Origin of the sequence: Streptosporangium sp. NPDC001559 (assembly GCF_042893955.1) — a bacterium.
In the GTDB taxonomy this organism is placed as follows: Bacteria; Actinomycetota; Actinomycetes; order Streptosporangiales; family Streptosporangiaceae; genus Streptosporangium.
On sequence record NZ_JBIAVG010000001.1, the window covers coordinates 1 to 17,977 of the forward strand.

The 17,977-nt window shown below is 68.4% G+C and carries 13 protein-coding genes; 3 read left to right on the plus strand and 10 right to left on the minus strand.

Annotated features, from left to right (window positions below; genetic code table 11):
- Positions 1–539 precede the first annotated feature (539 nt).
- The gene (locus ACFYY8_RS00005; protein ID WP_390035511.1) at positions 540–1,616 is read left to right on the plus strand and encodes an AI-2E family transporter; all 1,077 of its coding nucleotides are present in this window, start codon (positions 540–542) and stop codon (positions 1,614–1,616) included.
- 9 nt (positions 1,617–1,625) lie between these two features.
- Positions 1,626–2,288: a DUF6597 domain-containing transcriptional factor gene (locus tag ACFYY8_RS00010; RefSeq protein WP_390035513.1), complete on the plus strand. Its 663-nt coding sequence runs from the start codon at positions 1,626–1,628 to the stop codon at positions 2,286–2,288.
- Here ACFYY8_RS00010 and ACFYY8_RS00015 read toward each other — a convergent pair.
- On the minus strand, positions 2,278–3,045 hold the full coding sequence (locus ACFYY8_RS00015; protein ID WP_390035515.1) for an arylamine N-acetyltransferase: 768 nt from the start codon (positions 3,043–3,045) through the stop codon (positions 2,278–2,280). The genes ACFYY8_RS00010 and ACFYY8_RS00015 overlap by 11 nt on opposite strands.
- 15 nt (positions 3,046–3,060) lie before the next feature.
- The gene (locus ACFYY8_RS00020) at positions 3,061–4,449 is read right to left on the minus strand and encodes a hypothetical protein (protein WP_390035517.1); all 1,389 of its coding nucleotides are present in this window, start codon (positions 4,447–4,449) and stop codon (positions 3,061–3,063) included.
- A 124-nt stretch (positions 4,450–4,573) separates the two neighbouring features.
- Between ACFYY8_RS00020 and ACFYY8_RS00025 the strand changes: the two genes are divergently transcribed.
- Complete coding sequence (locus ACFYY8_RS00025; protein ID WP_390035519.1) at positions 4,574–4,825, plus strand: lipopolysaccharide assembly protein LapA domain-containing protein; 252 nt, start codon at positions 4,574–4,576, stop codon at positions 4,823–4,825.
- Here the strand turns inward: ACFYY8_RS00025 and ACFYY8_RS00030 are convergent.
- From ACFYY8_RS00030 to ACFYY8_RS00065, 8 genes are all read right to left on the minus strand, one after another.
- Positions 4,782–5,981: a nitrate/nitrite transporter gene (locus ACFYY8_RS00030; protein WP_390035521.1), complete on the minus strand. Its 1,200-nt coding sequence runs from the start codon at positions 5,979–5,981 to the stop codon at positions 4,782–4,784. The genes ACFYY8_RS00025 and ACFYY8_RS00030 overlap by 44 nt on opposite strands.
- Before the next feature lie 129 nt (positions 5,982–6,110).
- Positions 6,111–7,241 carry a glycoside hydrolase family 19 protein gene (locus tag ACFYY8_RS00035; RefSeq protein WP_390035523.1) on the minus strand — a complete coding sequence of 377 codons (1,131 nt, stop codon included), beginning with the start codon at positions 7,239–7,241 and terminating at the stop codon, positions 6,111–6,113.
- Between the two features lie 312 nt (positions 7,242–7,553).
- The gene (locus tag ACFYY8_RS00040; protein WP_390035525.1) at positions 7,554–9,839 is read right to left on the minus strand and encodes a carbohydrate binding domain-containing protein; all 2,286 of its coding nucleotides are present in this window, start codon (positions 9,837–9,839) and stop codon (positions 7,554–7,556) included.
- The gene (locus ACFYY8_RS00045; RefSeq protein ID WP_390035527.1) at positions 9,836–11,791 is read right to left on the minus strand and encodes a fibronectin type III domain-containing protein; all 1,956 of its coding nucleotides are present in this window, start codon (positions 11,789–11,791) and stop codon (positions 9,836–9,838) included. The genes ACFYY8_RS00040 and ACFYY8_RS00045 overlap by 4 nt, the downstream gene beginning before the upstream one ends.
- The gene (locus tag ACFYY8_RS00050) at positions 11,788–13,185 is read right to left on the minus strand and encodes a cellulose binding domain-containing protein (RefSeq protein WP_352009479.1); all 1,398 of its coding nucleotides are present in this window, start codon (positions 13,183–13,185) and stop codon (positions 11,788–11,790) included. The genes ACFYY8_RS00045 and ACFYY8_RS00050 overlap by 4 nt, the downstream gene beginning before the upstream one ends.
- A 99-nt stretch (positions 13,186–13,284) precedes the next feature.
- A complete protein-coding gene (locus ACFYY8_RS00055; protein WP_390035530.1) occupies positions 13,285–15,099 on the minus strand; it encodes a cellulose binding domain-containing protein in 1,815 nt (604 codons plus the stop codon).
- A gap of 137 nt (positions 15,100–15,236) precedes the next feature.
- Positions 15,237–17,081: a cellulose binding domain-containing protein gene (locus ACFYY8_RS00060; protein ID WP_390035532.1), complete on the minus strand. Its 1,845-nt coding sequence runs from the start codon at positions 17,079–17,081 to the stop codon at positions 15,237–15,239.
- Positions 17,082–17,235: 154 nt separating this feature from the next.
- Positions 17,236–17,709: a hypothetical protein gene (locus ACFYY8_RS00065; protein WP_390035534.1), complete on the minus strand. Its 474-nt coding sequence runs from the start codon at positions 17,707–17,709 to the stop codon at positions 17,236–17,238.
- Positions 17,710–17,977 lie beyond the last annotated feature (268 nt).

Here is a 17,977-nt window from a genome sequence, read left to right on the forward strand (position 1 = left end):
ACGGATCATGTCCGCGCGTTAGGACGGGTTTGTGCTTCATGCACTGGCTTTTAGCACACTGTTGAGTTCTCAAGAAACGGACGCGTTCACCGTCCCTCCGAACCGTTTTACCGGCCGGAATTCCGGGGCTTTTCGTTTCGTTCATTTCGTTGTGTCTTTATTCTTTCAGACCCGCTTTTTCGTGTCAAACCGATCCGATCGGATCCATTTTCTTCGATAAAGCCTGTCCGAGGAATTTCAGACCGCCCCGTCTCCGGAGCAACCCTTCCAACTTACTCCAACATCCGGGCCTTGTCGAACCGGCACCCTGCGCGACGCATGCGTCATGCAGGGAAAGTGGATCAGTGGAAGGGGTCCCGAGGCCTTGGCGATCTTCGCCGACCCCCTCGGGCCTGTGAACTCTATGTAAGGCCTCCGTCGCCGTCAAATCGACGATCAACCGGCGATCGAAGAGGCGATAGGAGCGGTGATCAAAACAGGGAACGAATCACGACCACCCCACAAGACCGCTTCTCTTCCCATATGGGTAGAGATCCAATATGACGGAGCAAAGACGGATTCCCCGAGCTCTCGTCGTGCTGCTCTGCGCGGCGGGCGCGGTGGTCACACTTGCCGGAGTACGGGAAGCCGGGTCGATCGTCGGGCCCGTTCTACTCGCGCTGGTTCTTGTCCTGGCGGTCGCCCCCGTCAGGGCAAGACTGGAAAAGCGGGGCGCGCCCGGCTGGACGCTCGTCGCGGCTCCCCTGGCTCTCGTACTTCTCCTGCTGTTGAGCATGGTCGCGGTCCTCGCTCTCTCCGCCGCGCAGCTGACGACCCTCGCCTCCACCTACGGGCAGCAGTTCGACCAGTTCGTCGTCCAGGTACAGCAGTTCGCGGCGCGACTGGGCGTCGGCAACCAGCAGATGAACCAGGTGATCAGGACTCTCGACCCGGGAAAGGTCTTCGGGATCATCAGCGGCTTCGCCTCCGGCCTGCTGGGGGTCTTCTCCAGCCTGGTGATCATCGTCATCGTGGTGCTGGCGATGTGTCTGGACACCCGGGCCATCTCGTCCGTCCTGTCGTCCCGTCTGGCTCGGGAACACTCCGAACTCGTCACCGCGCTCGGTCGCTTCGCGCACAACACCCGCCGTTATCTGGTCGTCTCCACTGTCTTCGGGCTTGTCTGCTCGGTGCTGGACGTCATCGCGCTGTGGGTACTCGATGTCCCGCTTCCGATCCTGTGGGGTGTGCTGGCGCTGTTCACCAACTACGTCCCCAACGTCGGCTTCGTCATCGGCCTGATCCCGCCGGCGCTCCTTGGCCTGTTGCAGGGCGGTCCCAAGACCATGGTCCTGGTGATCGTCTGCTACATCGCGATCAACTTCGTGGTCCAGTCGCTCGTCCAGCCCAAGTTCCTCGGGGACGCGGTCGGCCTGTCCACGACGGTGACCATGATGTCCCTGCTCCTGTGGGCGTTCGTGCTGGGACCGCTCGGGGCGCTGCTCGCCATTCCGCTGAGCCTGCTGGCCCGCGCCCTGCTGGTGGACAGCGACCCCGAGGGGCGGTGGGTCGCGGCGCTCATCTCGGGAAAAGTCGTCGAGGACAGCCGGGACCGGAAACCCGCAGGGCCGTCCTAGCCTGGAGGCATGTACCGCGAGTGGGCCCCTGATCCGGAGATCGCCGGGCGGGTGACCTGTGTCTGGACGAGCGTCGCCGCCTCGGCGGCCACACAGCTTGTGGTTCCCGACGGCTGTGTCGACCTGATCTGGGGGCCGGACGGCCCGCACGTCGCCGGGCCGGACACCGGGCCGATGCCGGTGCGGATGCGCCGGGGCGACCGTTACACGGGGATCCGTTTCCGGCCTGGAGCGGTGGGCGAGGTGTTCGGCGTCCCGGTCGAGGCACTGCGTGACGCCAGGGTGCCGCTCGACGAGCTGGGGGTGTTGCCGGACCTGACGCCCCGAACCATGCAGGAGGCGCTGACCGTACGGTTGCGTGAGGTTCCCGAGCCCGATCCGGCGGCGCCGGCCATCGCCGAGGCGCTGCGGACGGGCAGGACCGTCGCTCAGGCGGCCTGGGAGCTCGGCCTCGGGGAGCGGCAACTGCATCGGCGGTCGCTGCGCGCCTTCGGGTACGGGCCGAAGACGCTGCAGCGGGTGGTGCGTTTCCAGCGGGCGCTGGGGCTGGCCAGGCGGGGGACGGCTCTGGCCGAGGTCGCGCTGGCCAGTGGGTACGCCGACCAGTCCCACATGGCCAACGAGGTCCGGAGGCTGGCCGGGGTGTCCCTGGGCGGGCTGCTCAGCCGGTGACCCGTTCTCCGGGCCGTGTGGGCGGAGTGTCCAGCCTGATGCCGAAATGGTCGCGGTAGGCGGCCAGGACCTCGGCGTCGGTGGTCAGGGTGATCTCCTCGCGCTCGTCCCCCACGGTGCGGACGAGTTGCCTGTCGTTGAGCGTGAGACGCCCGTCCTCGGTGAGGAGGGAGCACACGAGCGAACGGGTGAAGTGGGACTTGGGAGAGGTCTGCTGCCACCAGCAGGTCGCCTCGTAGTCGGCCAGGACGCGGGGACGCCGTTCCAGGCGGTACTGGGGCACGCCGTCCTGCAACACGTCGATGTCCCCCTCCTCTGCCTCGACCAGCCGGAAGACCCCGCCCTGGTCCGCCTGGTCGGTGCGCAGGTCGAGCCGGAGGGGGCGGTTGACGAACCTGCCGAACCCGACGTCGACGAGCCACGGCTCCGGGGTGTCGACGCGTAGCGCCATGTGGTCGAAGGGCGGGCCGAGTGAACCGCCGGAGAACACCCTGGCCGCCAGCATGGTCACCCGGTAACCCAGCGAACGGAGCAGTACGGCGAAGGCACCGTTGAGCTCGTAGCAGAAGCCGCCCCTGCGGCGGTCGACGATCTTGTCGATCAGTGCCTGTTCGCTGAGCGTGACGGGTTCGCCGAGGTGGATGCTCAGGTTCTCGAACGGCACCGTCCGCAGGTGGCGCAGGTGCAGTTCGCCGAGTGCACCGGCGTCCGGACGCGGGGGGCGGGCGGCGCCGATCCGCGCCAGGTATTCGTCCATCGGGGTGTTTCCCGTTCAGGCGGCGGCCGGGGCCGTGGGAGACAGGGGATCCGGGGCCTTGGAGACGCGGCGCGCCCAGGGCATGGCCATGACCAGGATCGGCAGCAGGACGATGGAGGCGCGGGACCAGATCGAGTGCATGGCCCACCAGGTGTCGGTGTCGAACTGGGTCAGGTAGAGGTAGCCGCAGCCCGCCCAGAGGGACACGCCGATGATGGCCGGCCAGGCGAAGCGGGTCGGACGGGCGACCAGGAACGGCATGAACCACAGCAGGTACTGCGCGCCGAGCCTGGGCGTGGTGACCATGAAGGCGAGCAGCAGGGCGGTGGTGAGGTCGATCGGGTCGGCCCTGCGCCAGAGGAAGGCCACGACCAGCATGGTGAGGTAGATCAGCCGGGTGCCGAAGGTCGCGATCCCGGAGTGGAGGGTCCAGTCGCCGCCGACGAGGATGGCGCTGTAGCCCCACTCACCGACGATCGGTCTGACGTCTCCCATGACGCGGATGACCTCGGGAAGCTGATCCAGCGAGGTTCCGGCGAAGACGGGCAGGGTGGCCAGGAAGAAGATCGGCGGTACGGCCGTCGCCACGAACGCGGCCAGCCGGGAACGGAAGGTCGGCAGCAGCAGGAGCATCCCGGGGATCAGCCAGATCGGCCAGCTCTTCGCGCACAGGGCCAGTCCCATCAGCAGGCCGGCGATGATCGCCCGGCGCATGACGACCGAGTCGCCGTCGCGGGGGGTGAGCGCCGTACGCACCGAACCGCCGGGGGCGAGCGCGCCGCCCGGCGCTGTGAGGCCCCGTACGGCGCCGCCCAGCCCGAGGGCGGCGACGCGCTCGCGCGCCAGGGTGAACACGTCGATCCTGAGGCCGGGGCGCTCGGGATCGCCGGGGCCACGGGCGACCACGAAGGCGGCGACACCGAAGAGCAGGGCGACGGGTTCGACCTGGCCGTGGATCGAGGCGACGAGGATGGCCAGCGGGTTGCAGGCGTACTGGAAGGCGCGCAGGGAGGACTTGCCGCCGCCCGCGAGCTTGCCGACGAGCGGGATCAGCGCGATGTCGGCGACCACGGTGACGAGCCTGCCGCCGATCTCCCACGGGATGCCCAGCCACAGCAGCAGGCCGTACACGTAGGGGATGGTGGGCAGGAAGTGCCAGCCGCCCTCACTGCCGATCACGGGGTCCTGACGTCTGAGGATCGCCTCGCCCGCGGGCTTGAAGCTCTCCATGAAGTCGACCGGCTGCCATCTGCTCATCGCGGCCAGGACCATGATCAGCACCCGGAACACGATGCCCACCACGAGCACGAGGATGGGAGATGGGCGCCAATCTCGCCACTGGGCGACCAGAGCCAGCACGACACCTGTGACGAGGACAAACCCCGTGAGAATTGCGTAGTCCATGACGGTAACAGCCTGCCGGAACCGGTCGCCTCACGCCCACTCGGTCTCAAAAACGAGACCTGTCTCTCAGCTTACATCACCCAAAGCGCTACAATCATTACAAACAGTAGCGACTGGGGGGCGCATGGCATCGGCACCTGGGGACGGGTCCTGGTCGTTCGGCAAGTGGATCTCCGAACTGCCCAGGAGAGCGTGGGTGGCGCTGGCCCTGCTGGTGCTCGGGGTGAGCTTCATCGCGCAGAACCGGGTGCCCGTCAGGGTCCGCTGGCTGGTCTTCGGCGTGACCTGGCCGCTGTGGCTGGCCCTGCTCGTGATGCTGGTCGTCGGCGTGCTCATCGGGGTGCTGGTCCGTCGCCGGTCGGCGCGGCGGAGGTGAAGGCCTTCCTGGTGTAGAGCAGCGCGCCCAGCGCCGTCAGGGCGAGCAGGAGATAGCCGATCGTGTAGGCGTGGGCCACGGAGTAGACGACCCCCATGACCAGGGGCGGGAAGTAGCCGCCCAGGCCACCCGCCGCACCGACCAGGCCGGTGACCGTTCCCACCCTGGACGGCTCGACGAGTTTGGCGACCAGGGCGAAGACGCCGCCCGTGCCGAGGCCGAGGAACAGGGCCGTCAGCACGAAGCACACTCCGGCGGGGATCTCCGCGGGCGGTTCGAAGGCCAGCACGACCGCCATGATCGCGGTCCCGGCGAACGAGACCAGCAGCACCCTGGCCGCGCCGATCCGGTCGGACAGCGCGCCGCCGACCGGCCTGGCGAGGACCGCGGCCATCGAGAACCCCGCGTCGCGCAGGCCCGCTCCGGTCTGGGTGAAGCCGTAGACGACCTGCAGCAGGGTGGGCAGGTACGTCGAGAAGGCGACGAACCCGCCGAAGCAGACCGCGTAGAGGAACGCGCACTGCCAGGTCGCCTTGATCTTGACGGCCTCGCGCATCCGGGGCAGCGCGGGCGCCGTCGCGGGTCGCCATTCGGGTGAGTCCCGGCTGACCAACAGCATCACGACGCCCATCACGGCCAGGAGCACGGCCATCAGCACGTGGGTCTGGGCCCTGCCGAGCCACTCGACCAGTCGGGGTGTCAGGAACGCGGAGACGGCCGTGCCGCCCATGCCCATGCCGAAGACCCCGGTGGCGAAGCCGCGTCGTTCCGGCCGGTACCAGGCGTTGACGAACGGGATGCCGACGGCGAAGGAGGTGCCGCCGAGGCCGAGCAGGAAGCCCCACAGCAGCAACCAACCGTAGGAGCCGGACCAGCCGACCCCGAGCACCGGGACGATGGTCACGAAGCACACGACGGCGAACATGAGCCGCCCGCCGAGCTTGTCGGCGAGCACGCCGACCGGGATGCGGCCGAGCGAGCCGACCAGCACCGGGATCGCGACCAGCAGGGAGGTCTGGGGTGGCGACAGGCCGAGTTGCCTGGTGTAGCTCCCGGCGAGGGGCCCTATCAGGTTCCACGCCCAGAAGGTGATGGCGAAAGCGGTCGTTGCGAGCACCAGGTTGACGACCTGGCCCCGGCGAAGTTCGTTCGGCATGCGCACCCCCGACATCACAAATGGTAACCATCTGTGATGGATCACTCACAAGGGGTACGGCCCGCGAAAAGGAAGATGGACGGATTCCGGCCTGCGACCTTGGCCGGAATCCGTCCGCCGGGCGGAAACTCAGCAGCTAAGGTTGCCGCCCGGAGTCACACCGAGGATCTGAGTGAACCTCTGGTAGCTGTTGATCCTGCTCTGCACCTGGGAGGGGTTGCCTCCGTTGCACTCCAGGGCGCCGTTGATGCTGCGGATCGTCTCACCGAATCCGGCGCCGTTGACCATCGCGTTGTGCGGGGTCATCGTGCCGGGGCCGTTCTGGGTCATCCAGTACCAGATGCCGGTCTTCCAGGCCACGGCCGGGTCGTTCTGCACCAGGTTGGGGTTGCGCAGCAGGTCGATGCCCAGGGCGTCGCCGGCGGCCTTGTAGTTGAAGTTCCAGCTCAGCTGGATCGGGCCCCGGCCGTAGTAGGCGGCCTGGCCCGCGGGGCAGCCGTACGGCTGACTGGCGTCGCAGTAGTGCGGGTAGTTCGAGGTGTTCTGCTCGACGACGTAGACCAGTCCGCCGGTCTCGTGGCTGACGTTGGCCAGGAACGCCGCCGCCTCCTGCTTCCTGACCGTGTCACTGCCGGTGCCCGCGAACGCCGGGTAGGCGCTCAGCGCGTTGACCAGGCCGTTGTAGGTGTAGAAGGGGTTGCGGCTCGGGAACATCTGGTTGAACTGCGCCTCGCTGACCACGAAGCCCCCCGGGTTCGGCGTCGTCGACGTCGGGGTGGGCGTGGGGGTCGGGGTGCCGGAGGGGCGACAGACGTACGGCGACCAGTACCACGTGCTGATCACGGGGTCGTAGCCCGGGTTGTCGTGGGTGGCCTGGTAGTAGCGGCCGTTGGTGTACCTGACGATGTCGCCGGTGACGTAGTTCCTGCCCGCGACCCAGTCGGGGTGGTCACAGGTCGGGACGGTCGGGGTCGGCGTGGGGGTCGGCGTGCCGTTCCCGCACACTCCCTGGTCCGCCCACACGATGGCGACGCCCGGGGTCTCGTTCTGGGTCCACCACTTGGCCGACCAGTTGTGGCCGTTGTGGGAGGCGGTGTTGCCGCCCGTGTAGACCTTCGAGGAACTCCAGGGGTCCGCGCAGGCGGCGGCCGCGGTGAAGGTGGTGGCGGTTGTTGAGGCGGAGGCCGCCGGAAGGACGACCGCCAGGGCGCCTGTCACCGCGGCCGCGGCGATGGACGCCATGATGCGTAGTCTCGTCACTTGCTCACTCCTTGGGGAGAAGTCCTTGGGTGGAGTCCTGCGCGGACTCCTGGGGGAGTCCCTGGGGTGATGTCCTGGGGCGGAGACACGGGGACCGGCAAAGACAATCGGCGCCGGAGGTCCGTCTCCCCCGGCGCCGATGGGAACCTCGCCGCCGGGGGTCCGTCTCCCCCGGCGGCGATGAACACCTCGCCTCCGAGGGTCCGTCTCCCTCGGTGACGATGTACACCTCGCCGTCGGAGGTCCGTCTCCTCCTCCGGCGATGGAGACCTCACCGCCGGGGGTCCGTCTCCCCCGGCGGCGAGGGGCCTGTCAACTCAGGGCGTCAAGGTATGCCCTGTGGTTGCGGGAGAACTCGAAGTTGTTGTACTTGTCCCAGTTGATCGACCAGGTCATCAGGCCCCGCAGGCCACGGTAGACACCCTTCGGCTTGTAGGAACCGCAGTTGGTTCCCTTGCTCAGGCAGTCGAAGGCCTTCTGGACCTCGGCCACCGAGGTGTAGCCGTTGCCCGCGTACTGCGCGGCGGGCAGGCCGATGGCGACCTGCTCGGGGCGCAGGGCCGGGAAGACGTTGTTCGGGTTGCCCGCGATCGGGAAGCCCGCCAGCAGCATGTCGGTCATCGCGACGTGGAAGTCCGCGTTGCCCATCGTGTGGTACTGGTTGTCAAGACCGGTGATCGGCCCGGAGTTGTAGTCCTGGACGTGCAGCAGGGTCAGGTCGTTACGCAGCGCGTGGATGACCGGCAGGTAGGACCCGGCCCGCGGGTCGGCGGAGCCGCTCGCGCCGGGACCGTAGAACTGGTAGCCGAGCTGGACGAAGAACGTCTCCGGGGCCATGGTCAGCACGAAGTTGGCGCCGTACTTGGCCTTGAGGGTCTTCAGCGCGGAGATCAGGTTGACGACGACCGGGGTGGTCGGGGACGCGAGGTTGGTGTCACCGGCGTTGAGGTAGAGCGAGTGACCCTCGAAGTCGACGTCGAGGCCGTCAAGGCCGTACTTGTCGATGATGGCGCTGACCGACTCGACGAACTTGTCACGCGCGGCCGTCGTGGTGAGCTGGACCTGGCCGTTCTGGCCGCCGATCGAGATCAGCACCTTCTTGCCCTGGGCCTGCTTGGCCTTGATCGCCGCGATGAAGTCGGCGTCGGACTCCACGCTGGGGCACTCGGCGACCGGGCAGCGCACGAAGCGGATGTCACCGGAGGTCACCGAGGTCGGCTCGCCGAAGGAGAGGTTGATGAAGTTCCACTCCTTGGGCACGTCCGCCATCCGCACGTAGCCGGAGCCGTTGGCGAAGGAGGCGTGCAGGTAGCCGACCAGCACCTTGTTCCTGGGCGGCGGGCTGTCGCCGACGGTGACCGAGACCTCGCCGGACTTGCTCGACTCACCGACGGGGTTGAAGGCGCTGACCCGGTAGGCGTAGGTGCCGGCCGGAAGGGTCTCGCTGAAGCTCCGGGTCGTCGTCGTGCCGACCTTGGTGTTGCCCCGGTAGACGTTGTATCCGGTCACGCTGCCCGAGCCCGGGTTCCAGCTCAGCGTCACGGTGCCGCCGTTGACCGTGGCGGCCAGGCCGGTCGGGGTTCCGGGCGGCGGCGGGGTGTCGTTGCCGACCGTGACCGAGACCGTGGCGGACCTGGCCGACTCGCCTACCGAGTTGACCGCGGTCACCTGGTAGTCGTGGCTGCCGGGCTGGGGGCTCTCCGCGTAGGTGGTCGTCGTGGCCGAGCCGACCTTGGCGTTGTCTCGGTAGACGTTGTAGCTCGTGGCGCCCTCGGAGGCGTTCCACTTCAGCGTGGCGGTGGTCACGCTGCCCGTGCCGGTCAGGCCGGTGGGGGCGGCGGGCACCTGCGGGGTGTCGTTGCCGAAGATCACCGTGACCGGGTCGGACTTGCCCGACTCACCGGCCGCGTTGACGGCGGTCACCTCATAGACGTGGGGGCCGGCCGGCTGGCCCACGTCGGTGTAGTTGCTGGTCGTGGTCGTGACGGCCTTGACGCCGTCGCGGTAGACGTTGTAGCTCGTCGCCCACTCGGAGTCGGTCCAGTCCAGTGTGGCGCTGCTGGGGGTGTTGGTGACCTTCTGGATGATGGGCCGCGCCGGGATCCCGTGCGGGGGCGGGCCGTCCAGGACGATGTCGTCGGCCTGGTAAGCGCCCTGGCCGTACCAGCTGTTGACGTAGATCGTCACCGAGTTGGTCGAGGCGCCGGTGGTGAAGGTCCGGGTCAGCTGGGAGTAGGCCGCCGGCGAGGACGTCCAGGTGCTCTGGTCGGTCGTGCCGGTGCCGGTCACTCCGAGGAACACGTAGCCGCCGCGCACCCAGCCCGACAGCGTGTACGTCGAGGAGGGCTTGACGCTGACCGTCTGCTGGCAGCGCGCGGTGTCGTTGCCGACGGGCGTGGCCTGCAGGGCCTTGGACCCGCCGTGCACCGGCGAGGAGACCGTCGTGGCCCCCGAGGTGGTCCCCGGGCAGGTCCAGCCGGTCAGGCCGTCTTCGAAACCGGGGTTGCCAGCGAGGTTGGCGGCGTAGGCGGGCGTGGCGGCGAGCATCGTCCCGCTCAACGCCAGTACGGCGGCCGCCGCGAGTTTCCTGAGGTTCATCCGGTGAATCCCTTGAAGATGTTGGTGAATTCCCACGGCGACTGGGAGATGCCGCTGCAGGTGGGCGAGACCTGGCCGTTGGGGCAGCCGCCGTTGTCGCGGCCGGCCGACCAGAAGCCGATGTAGGCCACGTGGTTGCTGTTGGCCCAGTTGAGCAGCGAGCGCGCGTCCGCCTGGGTGGTGGTCGACCCGGTGTCGTTCTTGCCGATCATCGGGGTGAGGCCGAGCATCTTCTTGAGCTGCGCGTCGGTCTTGGCGGGCCAGACGCCCTTCATCTGGTTGAGGGTCGCCTGGGCGGCGCTGATCAGCGCGGCGCCCCAGTTGCCGCTGTAGCCGAAGTCCATCAGCATCGGGTTGACGATGAGGTTGAGGCCCTTGGCCGCGGCGTCCTGCAGGATCGACACGGAGAACGGGTCGAGACCGTAGTCCGCGCCCTGGATGCGCAGCGTGTAGCTGATCACGGTGCCGCGCTCGGTCTGGAGCTGCTTCAGCGCGGTGTTGACCTTGTTGACGTCGATGGAGGCCTCGACGTCGACGTCGAGGTGGTTGGTGCCGACGGTGTCGAGCACCTTCTTGTAGGCGGTGAGCAGCGCGGCGGAGGTGCCGCAGGTGTGCTCAAGGTAGGGACCCTGGGCGCCACCGGTGGCCACGATGACCTGGCCGCCCTTCGCCTGAAGAGCCTTGACGTCGTTGATGATGCGCGGCTCGTCGATGGGGATGGTGCCGCCCCAGGCGGGGTTGCAACCGGTGCTGTCGCCGAGGGCGAAGGCCAGGGTGTAGTTCTTCACCCCGGTGGCGTTGGACGCGCTGACCAGGGACGGCGTCGGCATCGTGATGTCGATGTAGGGCGCGTAGCGGATCTCACCGGTCGGAGGGACGGTGTCGTCGCTGGTCTTGCCGCTGACCGAGGGGCTGTACGCGGAGCAGTTGTTCGATCCGTCGCACGCCCTGACCCGGAAGCCGTAGGTGGTGTCGGGGTTCAGGCCGGTCGCGGTGTGGCTCAGGTTCGCCCCCGCGCTGACCGGGGCCCCGTTGTCCCGCGACACCTCGTAACGGTCGACCTTGCCCGAGTCGTCGGTCGAGGCCGACCACGCCAGGTTCAGCGAGTTGGCCGTGGGACCGCTCACGGTCAGGCCGGTCGGCACGGTCGGCGGGGTGGTGTCGGGGCCGCCGGTGGTGGTGCCGTTCACCACGGAGGTGTAGGCGGAGCAGTTGTCAGAGCCGTCGCAGGCGCGGACCCGGAACCCGTAGGTGGTGCTGGCGGTCAGGCCGGTCGCGGTGTGGCTCAGGTTCGCGCCGACGCTGACCGGGGCCCCGTTGTCCCGCGACACCTCGTAACGGTCGACCTTGCCGGAGTTGTCGGTCGAGGCCGACCAGCTCAGGCTGAGCGTGCTGTTGGTGGCGCCGCCGACGGCCAGGTTGCCGGGGACGGTCGGCGGGACCGTGTCCGGGGGCGGGGTGTCGTCACCGGGCGGGCCGTCCAGGACGATGTCGTCGGCCTGGTAGGCGCCCTGGCCGTACCAGCTGTTGACGTAGATCGTCACGGACTTGGTGGACGCGCCGGTGGTGAAGGTCCGGGTCAGCTGAGAGTAGGCCGACGGTGAGGACGTCCAGGTGTTCTGGTCGGTCGTGCCGGTGCCGGTCACGCCGAGGAACACGTAGCCGCCGCGCACCCAGCCCGACAGCGAGTAGGACGAGGACGGCTTGACGCTGACCGTCTGCTGGCAGCGCGCGGTGTCCGATCCCTGCGGCGTGGCCTGCAGGGCCTTGGACCCGCCGTGCACCGGCGAGGAGACCGCCGTGGCCCCCGAGGTTCCCGAGCAGGTCCAGCCGGTCAGGCCGTTCTCGAAGCCGGGGTTGGTGGCGATGTTGGCGGCGTGGGCCGGCGTGGCGGCGAGCATCGTGCCCCCCACCGCCAGCACGGCCACCGCGGCGAGCTTCCTGAGGTTCATCCGTTGTACCCGACGAAGATCTTGGCGAACTCGTAGGGCGTCTGGGGGATGTTGGTGCACTTGTACAGGGGGCCGTTGCAGGCGTTGCGGTCCCGCGTGCCCTCCCAGTACGAGAGCATCCCCAGGTGCTTGGACTTGGCGAAGGCGACGAGCTGGCGGGCGTCGGCCTGGTCGAAGACCCGGCCGTCGTCGTTCTTGCCGAGCATCGGGGTGACGCCGAGCATCCTCCACAGCTGAGCGTCGTTCTTGGCCGGGTAGAGGGTCTTGAGCTGGTTGAACGTGCTGTTGGCCGCCTGGATGGCCGCGTCGCCGTAGTCGGCGTCACGGTAGTAGTCCATGGCCATGACGTTGACCAGGTCGAGGTTGACCCCGGCGTCCCTGGCCGACTTGACCACGTTGATGCCGCTCTCGACGAGACCCTCGGGAAGCACCGGCAGGGTCAGCGAGATCTTGAGGTTGGGGTAGGTCTGCTGGAGCTTGGCCAGCGCCTGCGACCTGCGGTTGACGGAGGCGGTGTCCTGGGTGGCCGCGCCCTCGATGTCCAGGTCGATGTACTTCAGGCCGTAGGTGTCGACGACCATCTTGTACTCGTTGTAGAGCGCGGTGACGTCGGTGCAGGCCTGGGCGAGCTCGACGCCGCTGGCGCCGCCGAAGGAGATCTTCACGTCACCGCCGGCCGCCCTGATGGCGTCGATCTGGTCCTTGGCCCACCCGGAGCGCGGGTCGAAGGCGCCGAACCAGGTGGCCTTGCAGGTCCCGGCGCCGATGAAGGCGAGGGTGTAGTTCTTGACCCCGGAGGCCGTCACCATGTCGGACAGGACCGGCGTCGGCCAGGCGCCCATGTCGACGTAGGGGGCCATCCACAGGTTCCCGCCCGGCTGGACCGTCGGGGTCACGGTGGGGGTGACCGTCGGGGTCACGGTGGGGGTCACCGTGGGGGTCACAGTGGGGGTCACAGTGGGCGTGACGGTCGGCGTCGGCGTGGGGGTGGAACCGCCGTCGCAGGGGTTGCCGTTGAGCGTGCAGCCGGTCGGCGAGCCGGTGCCGGTGGAGACCCAGCCGAAGGTGGCGGTCGCGCCGGGCGCGAGCGTGCCGTTGTAGTCACGGTTCTTGAAGGTGTACTTGCTCCCGGACTGCGTCATGAGCGAGTCCCAGTAGGAGCCGACCCCGGTGCCCGAGGGCAGGTCCAGGACCACCGTCCAACCGTTGAGCGTGGTGGTACCGGTGTTCTTCACGGTGATCTGGCCGGTGTAACCGCCCGACCACTCCGATGCCTTGGTGAAGGTCGCGGTGTCCGCCTGGGCGGGCGCGTTGACAAGCAGTGTCGCTCCGCAGGCGAGCGCCGCGGCGACGGCGAGCGTCGACAGCCGCACTCGTGTTGATCGTTGGTTCATGACCTGCCTCATGGGACTTCTGGGGGGTGTGGGGGGTGTCATGGGGTGTCATGGAGGTACGGCCCGCGGCCCGGTGCACGGGGCCGCGGGCCGTACCGGCTAGAAGCCGGCGGTGATCTTGGTGAACTCCCAGTCGGCCTGCGCGACGCCGCTGCAGGTCTCCTGGACGCCGCCGCCGGGGCAGGGGCGGTCACGGTTGGTCGACCAGAAGGCCAGGCGGGTCAGACCCTTGGACTTGGCGTAGTCGGTGATCTGCTGCCAGGTCGCCGGGCTGGTCACCTCCTGCTGGTCGGACAGACCGTTCATGCCGGAGATGCCCATGTGGGCGTAGGCCTGCGCGTCGGTCCAGCCGTTGGCGGACTTCAGCGCGTTCTTCAGGCCCTCGGCCGCGTTGACCGTGCTCTGGTACATGTTCGCGCCGCCGTTGAAGTCGAACGGCATGATCGTGTAGTTGTCGATCGGCACGGCCAGCGCCTTGGCCTGGTTGATCAGGCGGACGCCGTGGCTGGTCGGGCCGGTGGTCGCGGTGCCGAAGGTCACGACGATCTTGACGTTCGGGTTGGCGGCCTTGACGATCTTGAGACCGTTGAGGATGCGGTCCTGGACGGTGTAGTTCTCGAACTCGTCGGTGTTCTCGATGTCGAAGTCGACCACGGCCGGGCCGACCGCGTCGATGACCTTCTGCACGGCGCCGGCGAAGGCCTGCGGGGTCGAGCAGTTCGGGCCGAGCTTGTTACCGCTCCAGCCGCCGAAGGAGATCTGGACGTTGCCGCCCGCGGCCTTGACCGCGTTGATCGCGGCCTGGTCGGTGCCACCGGTCAGCGGACGCTGCCCGTCCCAGGCCGGGTTGCAACCGTTCTGGGCGAGGATGAAGGCCATCGTGAAGGACTTGATGCCGGTGGCGTTCATGACGGTGGTGACGCTGGGCGGGTTGCCCCAGCCCATGTAGAGGTACGGCGCGCCGGGCATCTTGGCCGGGTTCGGGTTGGTGCAGCCCGTGGTGGTGCCGGTGACGGCGGCGCTGGCGGCCGACTCGCCCTGAGAGTTGTAGGCCTTGACCGTGTAGGTGTGCGGCTCACAGGTGCCCAGGTTGGAGACCGTCGCCGAGGTGCCGGTCACGGTCGCCTTCACCGTGGAGCCCTCGTAGACGCGGTAGCCGGTCACCGTACCCGAGGAGGCGCCCCACGACAGCGAGATGGAGGTGTCGGTGGTGCCGCTCACGGTCACGTTGGCCGGGGCACCGGGGGTGCCGGTGGAGCAGCCGGTGGTGGTCGCGCTGGCCGGGTCGGTCTTGGCACCCTCGCCCGCGCCGTTGTAGGCCGCGACGGTGTAGGTGTGCGCCTCGCAGTCGCCCAGACCGGAGATCGTCGCCGAGGTGCCGGTCACGGTCGCCTTCACCGTGGAGCCCTCGTAGACGCGGTAGCCGGTCACCGTGCCGGACGCCGTGCCCCACGACAGGGACACGCTCTTGGAACCGCCGGTGGCCGTCACCGCGCCGGGCTTGCCGGGGGCGGTCTCCGAGGTGCCACCGCCACAGTCGGCGCCGTTGACCTTACAACCGGTCGGGGTCGCGTCACCGGGGGAGGCGATGAAGCCGAAGCTCACGCTGCTCCCGGACGGGAGGCTGCCGTTCCAGCCGACGTTGCTGAGCGTGAAGTGGGTGCCGCTCTTGGTCAGGCTGGCGTCCCAGGCGGAGCTGACGTTGCCGCCCGCGGGCAGGTCGAACTCGACCTTCCAGCTGCTCAGGGCGGCGCCGCTGTCGTTCTTGATCGTGTACTTGCCTTCGAAGGCCGAGCCCCAGCTTGAGGTCTTGGTGAAGGTCGCCGTCACCCCGGCCGCGCTGGCCGGGGATGAGGCGAGCAGTACACCCGAGGCGGCGATGGCCGCCGCCACGAGAATACGAAGAGGACGCATGTTCCCTCCATGGGGAAGAGGTGCGAGAAGTGCGGTCTTACCTGGGGGGTGTCACTTCGTCGTGACCTAGGTAGGGCCCGCGCCCCGGGGGCGGAAGACGCGGGCCGTACCGGCTGTGTGCCCTGGGAGGTGTTTCCCTAGGGAAGAGTGGCGAGGTGCGGCTTGACGGTCTTGGAGAAGTTCCAGTTGTTGCTGGCGTCCCAGTTGATCGACCAGGTCATCGCGCCCCTGATGCCGGGGTAGGCGTTCGGGGGAACGAAGGAGCCGCAGTTGGTCTTGGTGGCCAGGCAGGTCAGCGCCTGGTTCACCATGGAGGGCGCGACGATGCCGCCGCCTGCGGCGCCGGGGCCCGCGGGCAGGCCGAGCGCGACCTGGTCGGGGCGCAGACCGTTCTCAAGCTGGATGCAGGCCAGGGCGGTCATGAAGTTGACCGTGCCCTGCGAGTAGGCCGCCATCTTGTCGCAGCCGAGCATGGAGCCCGAGTTGTAGTACTGCGTGTGGACAACGGTGAGGATGTCCTTGATGTTCAGCGCGAGCTTGAAGTACTCGGCGCCCGGCGACTGCATGTCGATCGTCTGCGGCGCCATCGTGATGATCAGGCCGGAGCCGGCCTTGGCGCGCAGCGACCGCAGGGCCTGGCCCATGTAGGTGGCGTTGAGGCCGTTCTCCAGGTCGATGTCGACGCCGTCGAAGCCGTAGTTCTGCATCAGGGCGTAGACGCTGTCGGCGAACCTGGTCGCCGCGGCCGAGCTGGAGACCTGAACGCGGCCCTTCTCACCGCCGACCGAGAGGATGACCTTCTGGCCGCGCGAGTGCACGGTCTGCACGTCGGCCTTGAACTGGGCGTCGGTGTAGCCGCCCAGGGAGGCCGACAGGCCCGGGTCGACGCCGAAGACGACCTCGCCCGCGGTGGAGCTGGCCTCGCCGAAGGAGACGGCGATCAGGTCGTACTCCTTCGGCACCGAGGCGAGCTTCAGCTCGACCGCGGGGTTGTCGAAGTTGTGCCAGTAGCCGGTGAGGAAGTGCTTGGGCAGCGGGGTGGTGGTGCAGCCGGTCGTGGTGGCGGAGGCCGGGTCGCTCTTCGGTCCCTCGCCTGCCGGGTTGTAGGCCGCGACGGTGTAGGTGTGCGGCTCGCAGTCGCCCAGACCGGAGATCGTCGCCGAGGTGCCGGTCACGGTCGCCTTCAGCGTCGTGCCCTCGTACACCTTGTATCCCGAGATCGGGCCGGTGACGTCGTTCCACGAAAGCGCGACGCTGTTGGCGCCGCCGGTCGCGGTGAGCCCGCCCGTCTTCTGGGGGACTCCGGGGCCGCAGTTGTTCGTGGTGGCGCTGGCCGGGTCGCTCTTCGGACCCTCGCCGACCGCGTTGTAGGCCGCGACGGTGTAGGTGTGCGACTCGCAGTCGCCCAGACCGGAGATCGTCGCCGAGGTGCCGGTCACGGTGGCCCGCAGGGTCGTGCCCTCGTACACCTTGTAGCCGGTCACCGTGCCGCTCGCGGCGCTCCACGACAGGGCGATGCCGTTCCGGCCACCCGTCGCGGTCAGCGCGCCCGGCTTGCCCGGGGCGGTCTCGGTGCTGCCGCCACCACAGTCGGCGCCGTTGAGCTTGCAGTTCAGCGGCACGGAGTTGGCGCCACCCGGAGTGCCCAGGAAGCCGAAGCTCACGCTGCTGCCGCTGGGGACGCTGCCGTTCCAGCCGACGTTGCTGAAGGTGATGTGCTGGCCGTTCTTGGTCAGCGTGGCGTCCCAGAACGAGCCGACGCTGACACCGGCGGGCAGGTCGAACTCGACCTTCCAGCTGCTCATGGCGGTGCCGCTGTCGTTCTTGATCGTGTACTTGCCTTCGAAGCCCGACCCCCAGTCACCGACCTTGACGAAGGTCGCGGTGGCCGAGGCGGCCTGTGCTGGGAGTGCGACCGCCGTCGCCGCCGCGGCGAGGGCCGCCGCGGCGACGAGCGATCCGGCTATGACGCGAAATCTCACGTTAACCTCATGCATTCGGTGGGGGGGTGGCCGTACGGCTCGCGCTCCTTTTTGGGGGGTGCTCCTCTGCAGGCGGCGAGGAGGCGGAGCGCAAGCCGTACGGCGGGTAGGGCGCGGTCCCGGGGCCGCAGGAAGGCCGGGTCCACGCCGTGGTTCAGCGCAGGCCGTCGCCCGGCACGCCGAACGAAGAGGCGCCGTCGCTGGTCGTCTCTTGGTTCGCCGTACCGGTCGCGTGCCCGGTCTTCTGGTGTTCACCGGTGATGACCGGCTGTACGCCGACCCGCGGAGTCCGGCCGACGGTGTGTTCGGCCCGTGCGGACACGCGCGGATCGCCCGGGGTGTTCCGCGTGGCCGCGTCGTTACGGCTCACGCTGGTCGAAACGCTGGTCAAGGCGATGATGGAGCCGAGATGCCGCCCGTGACCGGTGGGCGGCGTGTTCTCGCGCCGGGTTTGCCGGTGCGCGGGAACCGCGATGGTGACATCCTTGGGCGTGTGCCCGCCCCGTGGCCCCGACCACCGGCCACAAGGCCGGACGAGGGTGGCGGTGGTGGTGCCACCTGGCGCGAACACCCCGTGTGGGGAGCTTGCAACCTCAGTCAGGACGAGTAAGGGAAGGGTACGCCACATGATCGCTCCCTTGACAGGGGAACCTGGGGGGTGGAGTCGTCCGAACGGCCGGACCTTCACATGGTGATGACTGCCGTCTTGGCGTTCTCGCAGCTCGCGATCGATCAAGGCGGTGGGGGGCGCACCATCGTCGTCTCGTCTCCTCATTTCTTTTAGGAAAGTTTCCTAAGAGTTGTCGCGATCGTAGCCTTGACAGAGATTTGCCACAAGGCCCAAAAGCTCAAGGATTCAACGATCCAGCTAGGCACGTTCCAAAATCCGCCCTCCT

Excerpts from the sequence above, each read along its gene's own strand:
- ACFYY8_RS00005 (WP_390035511.1), top strand. The coding sequence starts at position 540 with ATGACGGAGCAAAGACGGATTCCCCGAGCTCTCGTCGTGCTGCTCTGC.
- ACFYY8_RS00045 (WP_390035527.1), bottom strand. The coding sequence starts at position 11,791 with ATGAACCTCAGGAAGCTCGCCGCGGTGGCCGTGCTGGCGGTGGGGGGC.
- ACFYY8_RS00025 (WP_390035519.1), top strand. The coding sequence starts at position 4,574 with ATGGCATCGGCACCTGGGGACGGGTCCTGGTCGTTCGGCAAGTGGATC.
- ACFYY8_RS00040 (WP_390035525.1), bottom strand. The coding sequence starts at position 9,839 with ATGAACCTCAGGAAACTCGCGGCGGCCGCCGTACTGGCGTTGAGCGGG.
- ACFYY8_RS00055 (WP_390035530.1), bottom strand. The coding sequence starts at position 15,099 with ATGCGTCCTCTTCGTATTCTCGTGGCGGCGGCCATCGCCGCCTCGGGT.
- ACFYY8_RS00020 (WP_390035517.1), bottom strand. The coding sequence starts at position 4,449 with ATGGACTACGCAATTCTCACGGGGTTTGTCCTCGTCACAGGTGTCGTG.
- ACFYY8_RS00065 (WP_390035534.1), bottom strand. The coding sequence starts at position 17,709 with ATGTGGCGTACCCTTCCCTTACTCGTCCTGACTGAGGTTGCAAGCTCC.
- ACFYY8_RS00015 (WP_390035515.1), bottom strand. The coding sequence starts at position 3,045 with ATGGACGAATACCTGGCGCGGATCGGCGCCGCCCGCCCCCCGCGTCCG.
- ACFYY8_RS00050 (WP_352009479.1), bottom strand. The coding sequence starts at position 13,185 with ATGAACCAACGATCAACACGAGTGCGGCTGTCGACGCTCGCCGTCGCC.
- ACFYY8_RS00010 (WP_390035513.1), top strand. The coding sequence starts at position 1,626 with ATGTACCGCGAGTGGGCCCCTGATCCGGAGATCGCCGGGCGGGTGACC.
- ACFYY8_RS00030 (WP_390035521.1), bottom strand. The coding sequence starts at position 5,981 with ATGCCGAACGAACTTCGCCGGGGCCAGGTCGTCAACCTGGTGCTCGCA.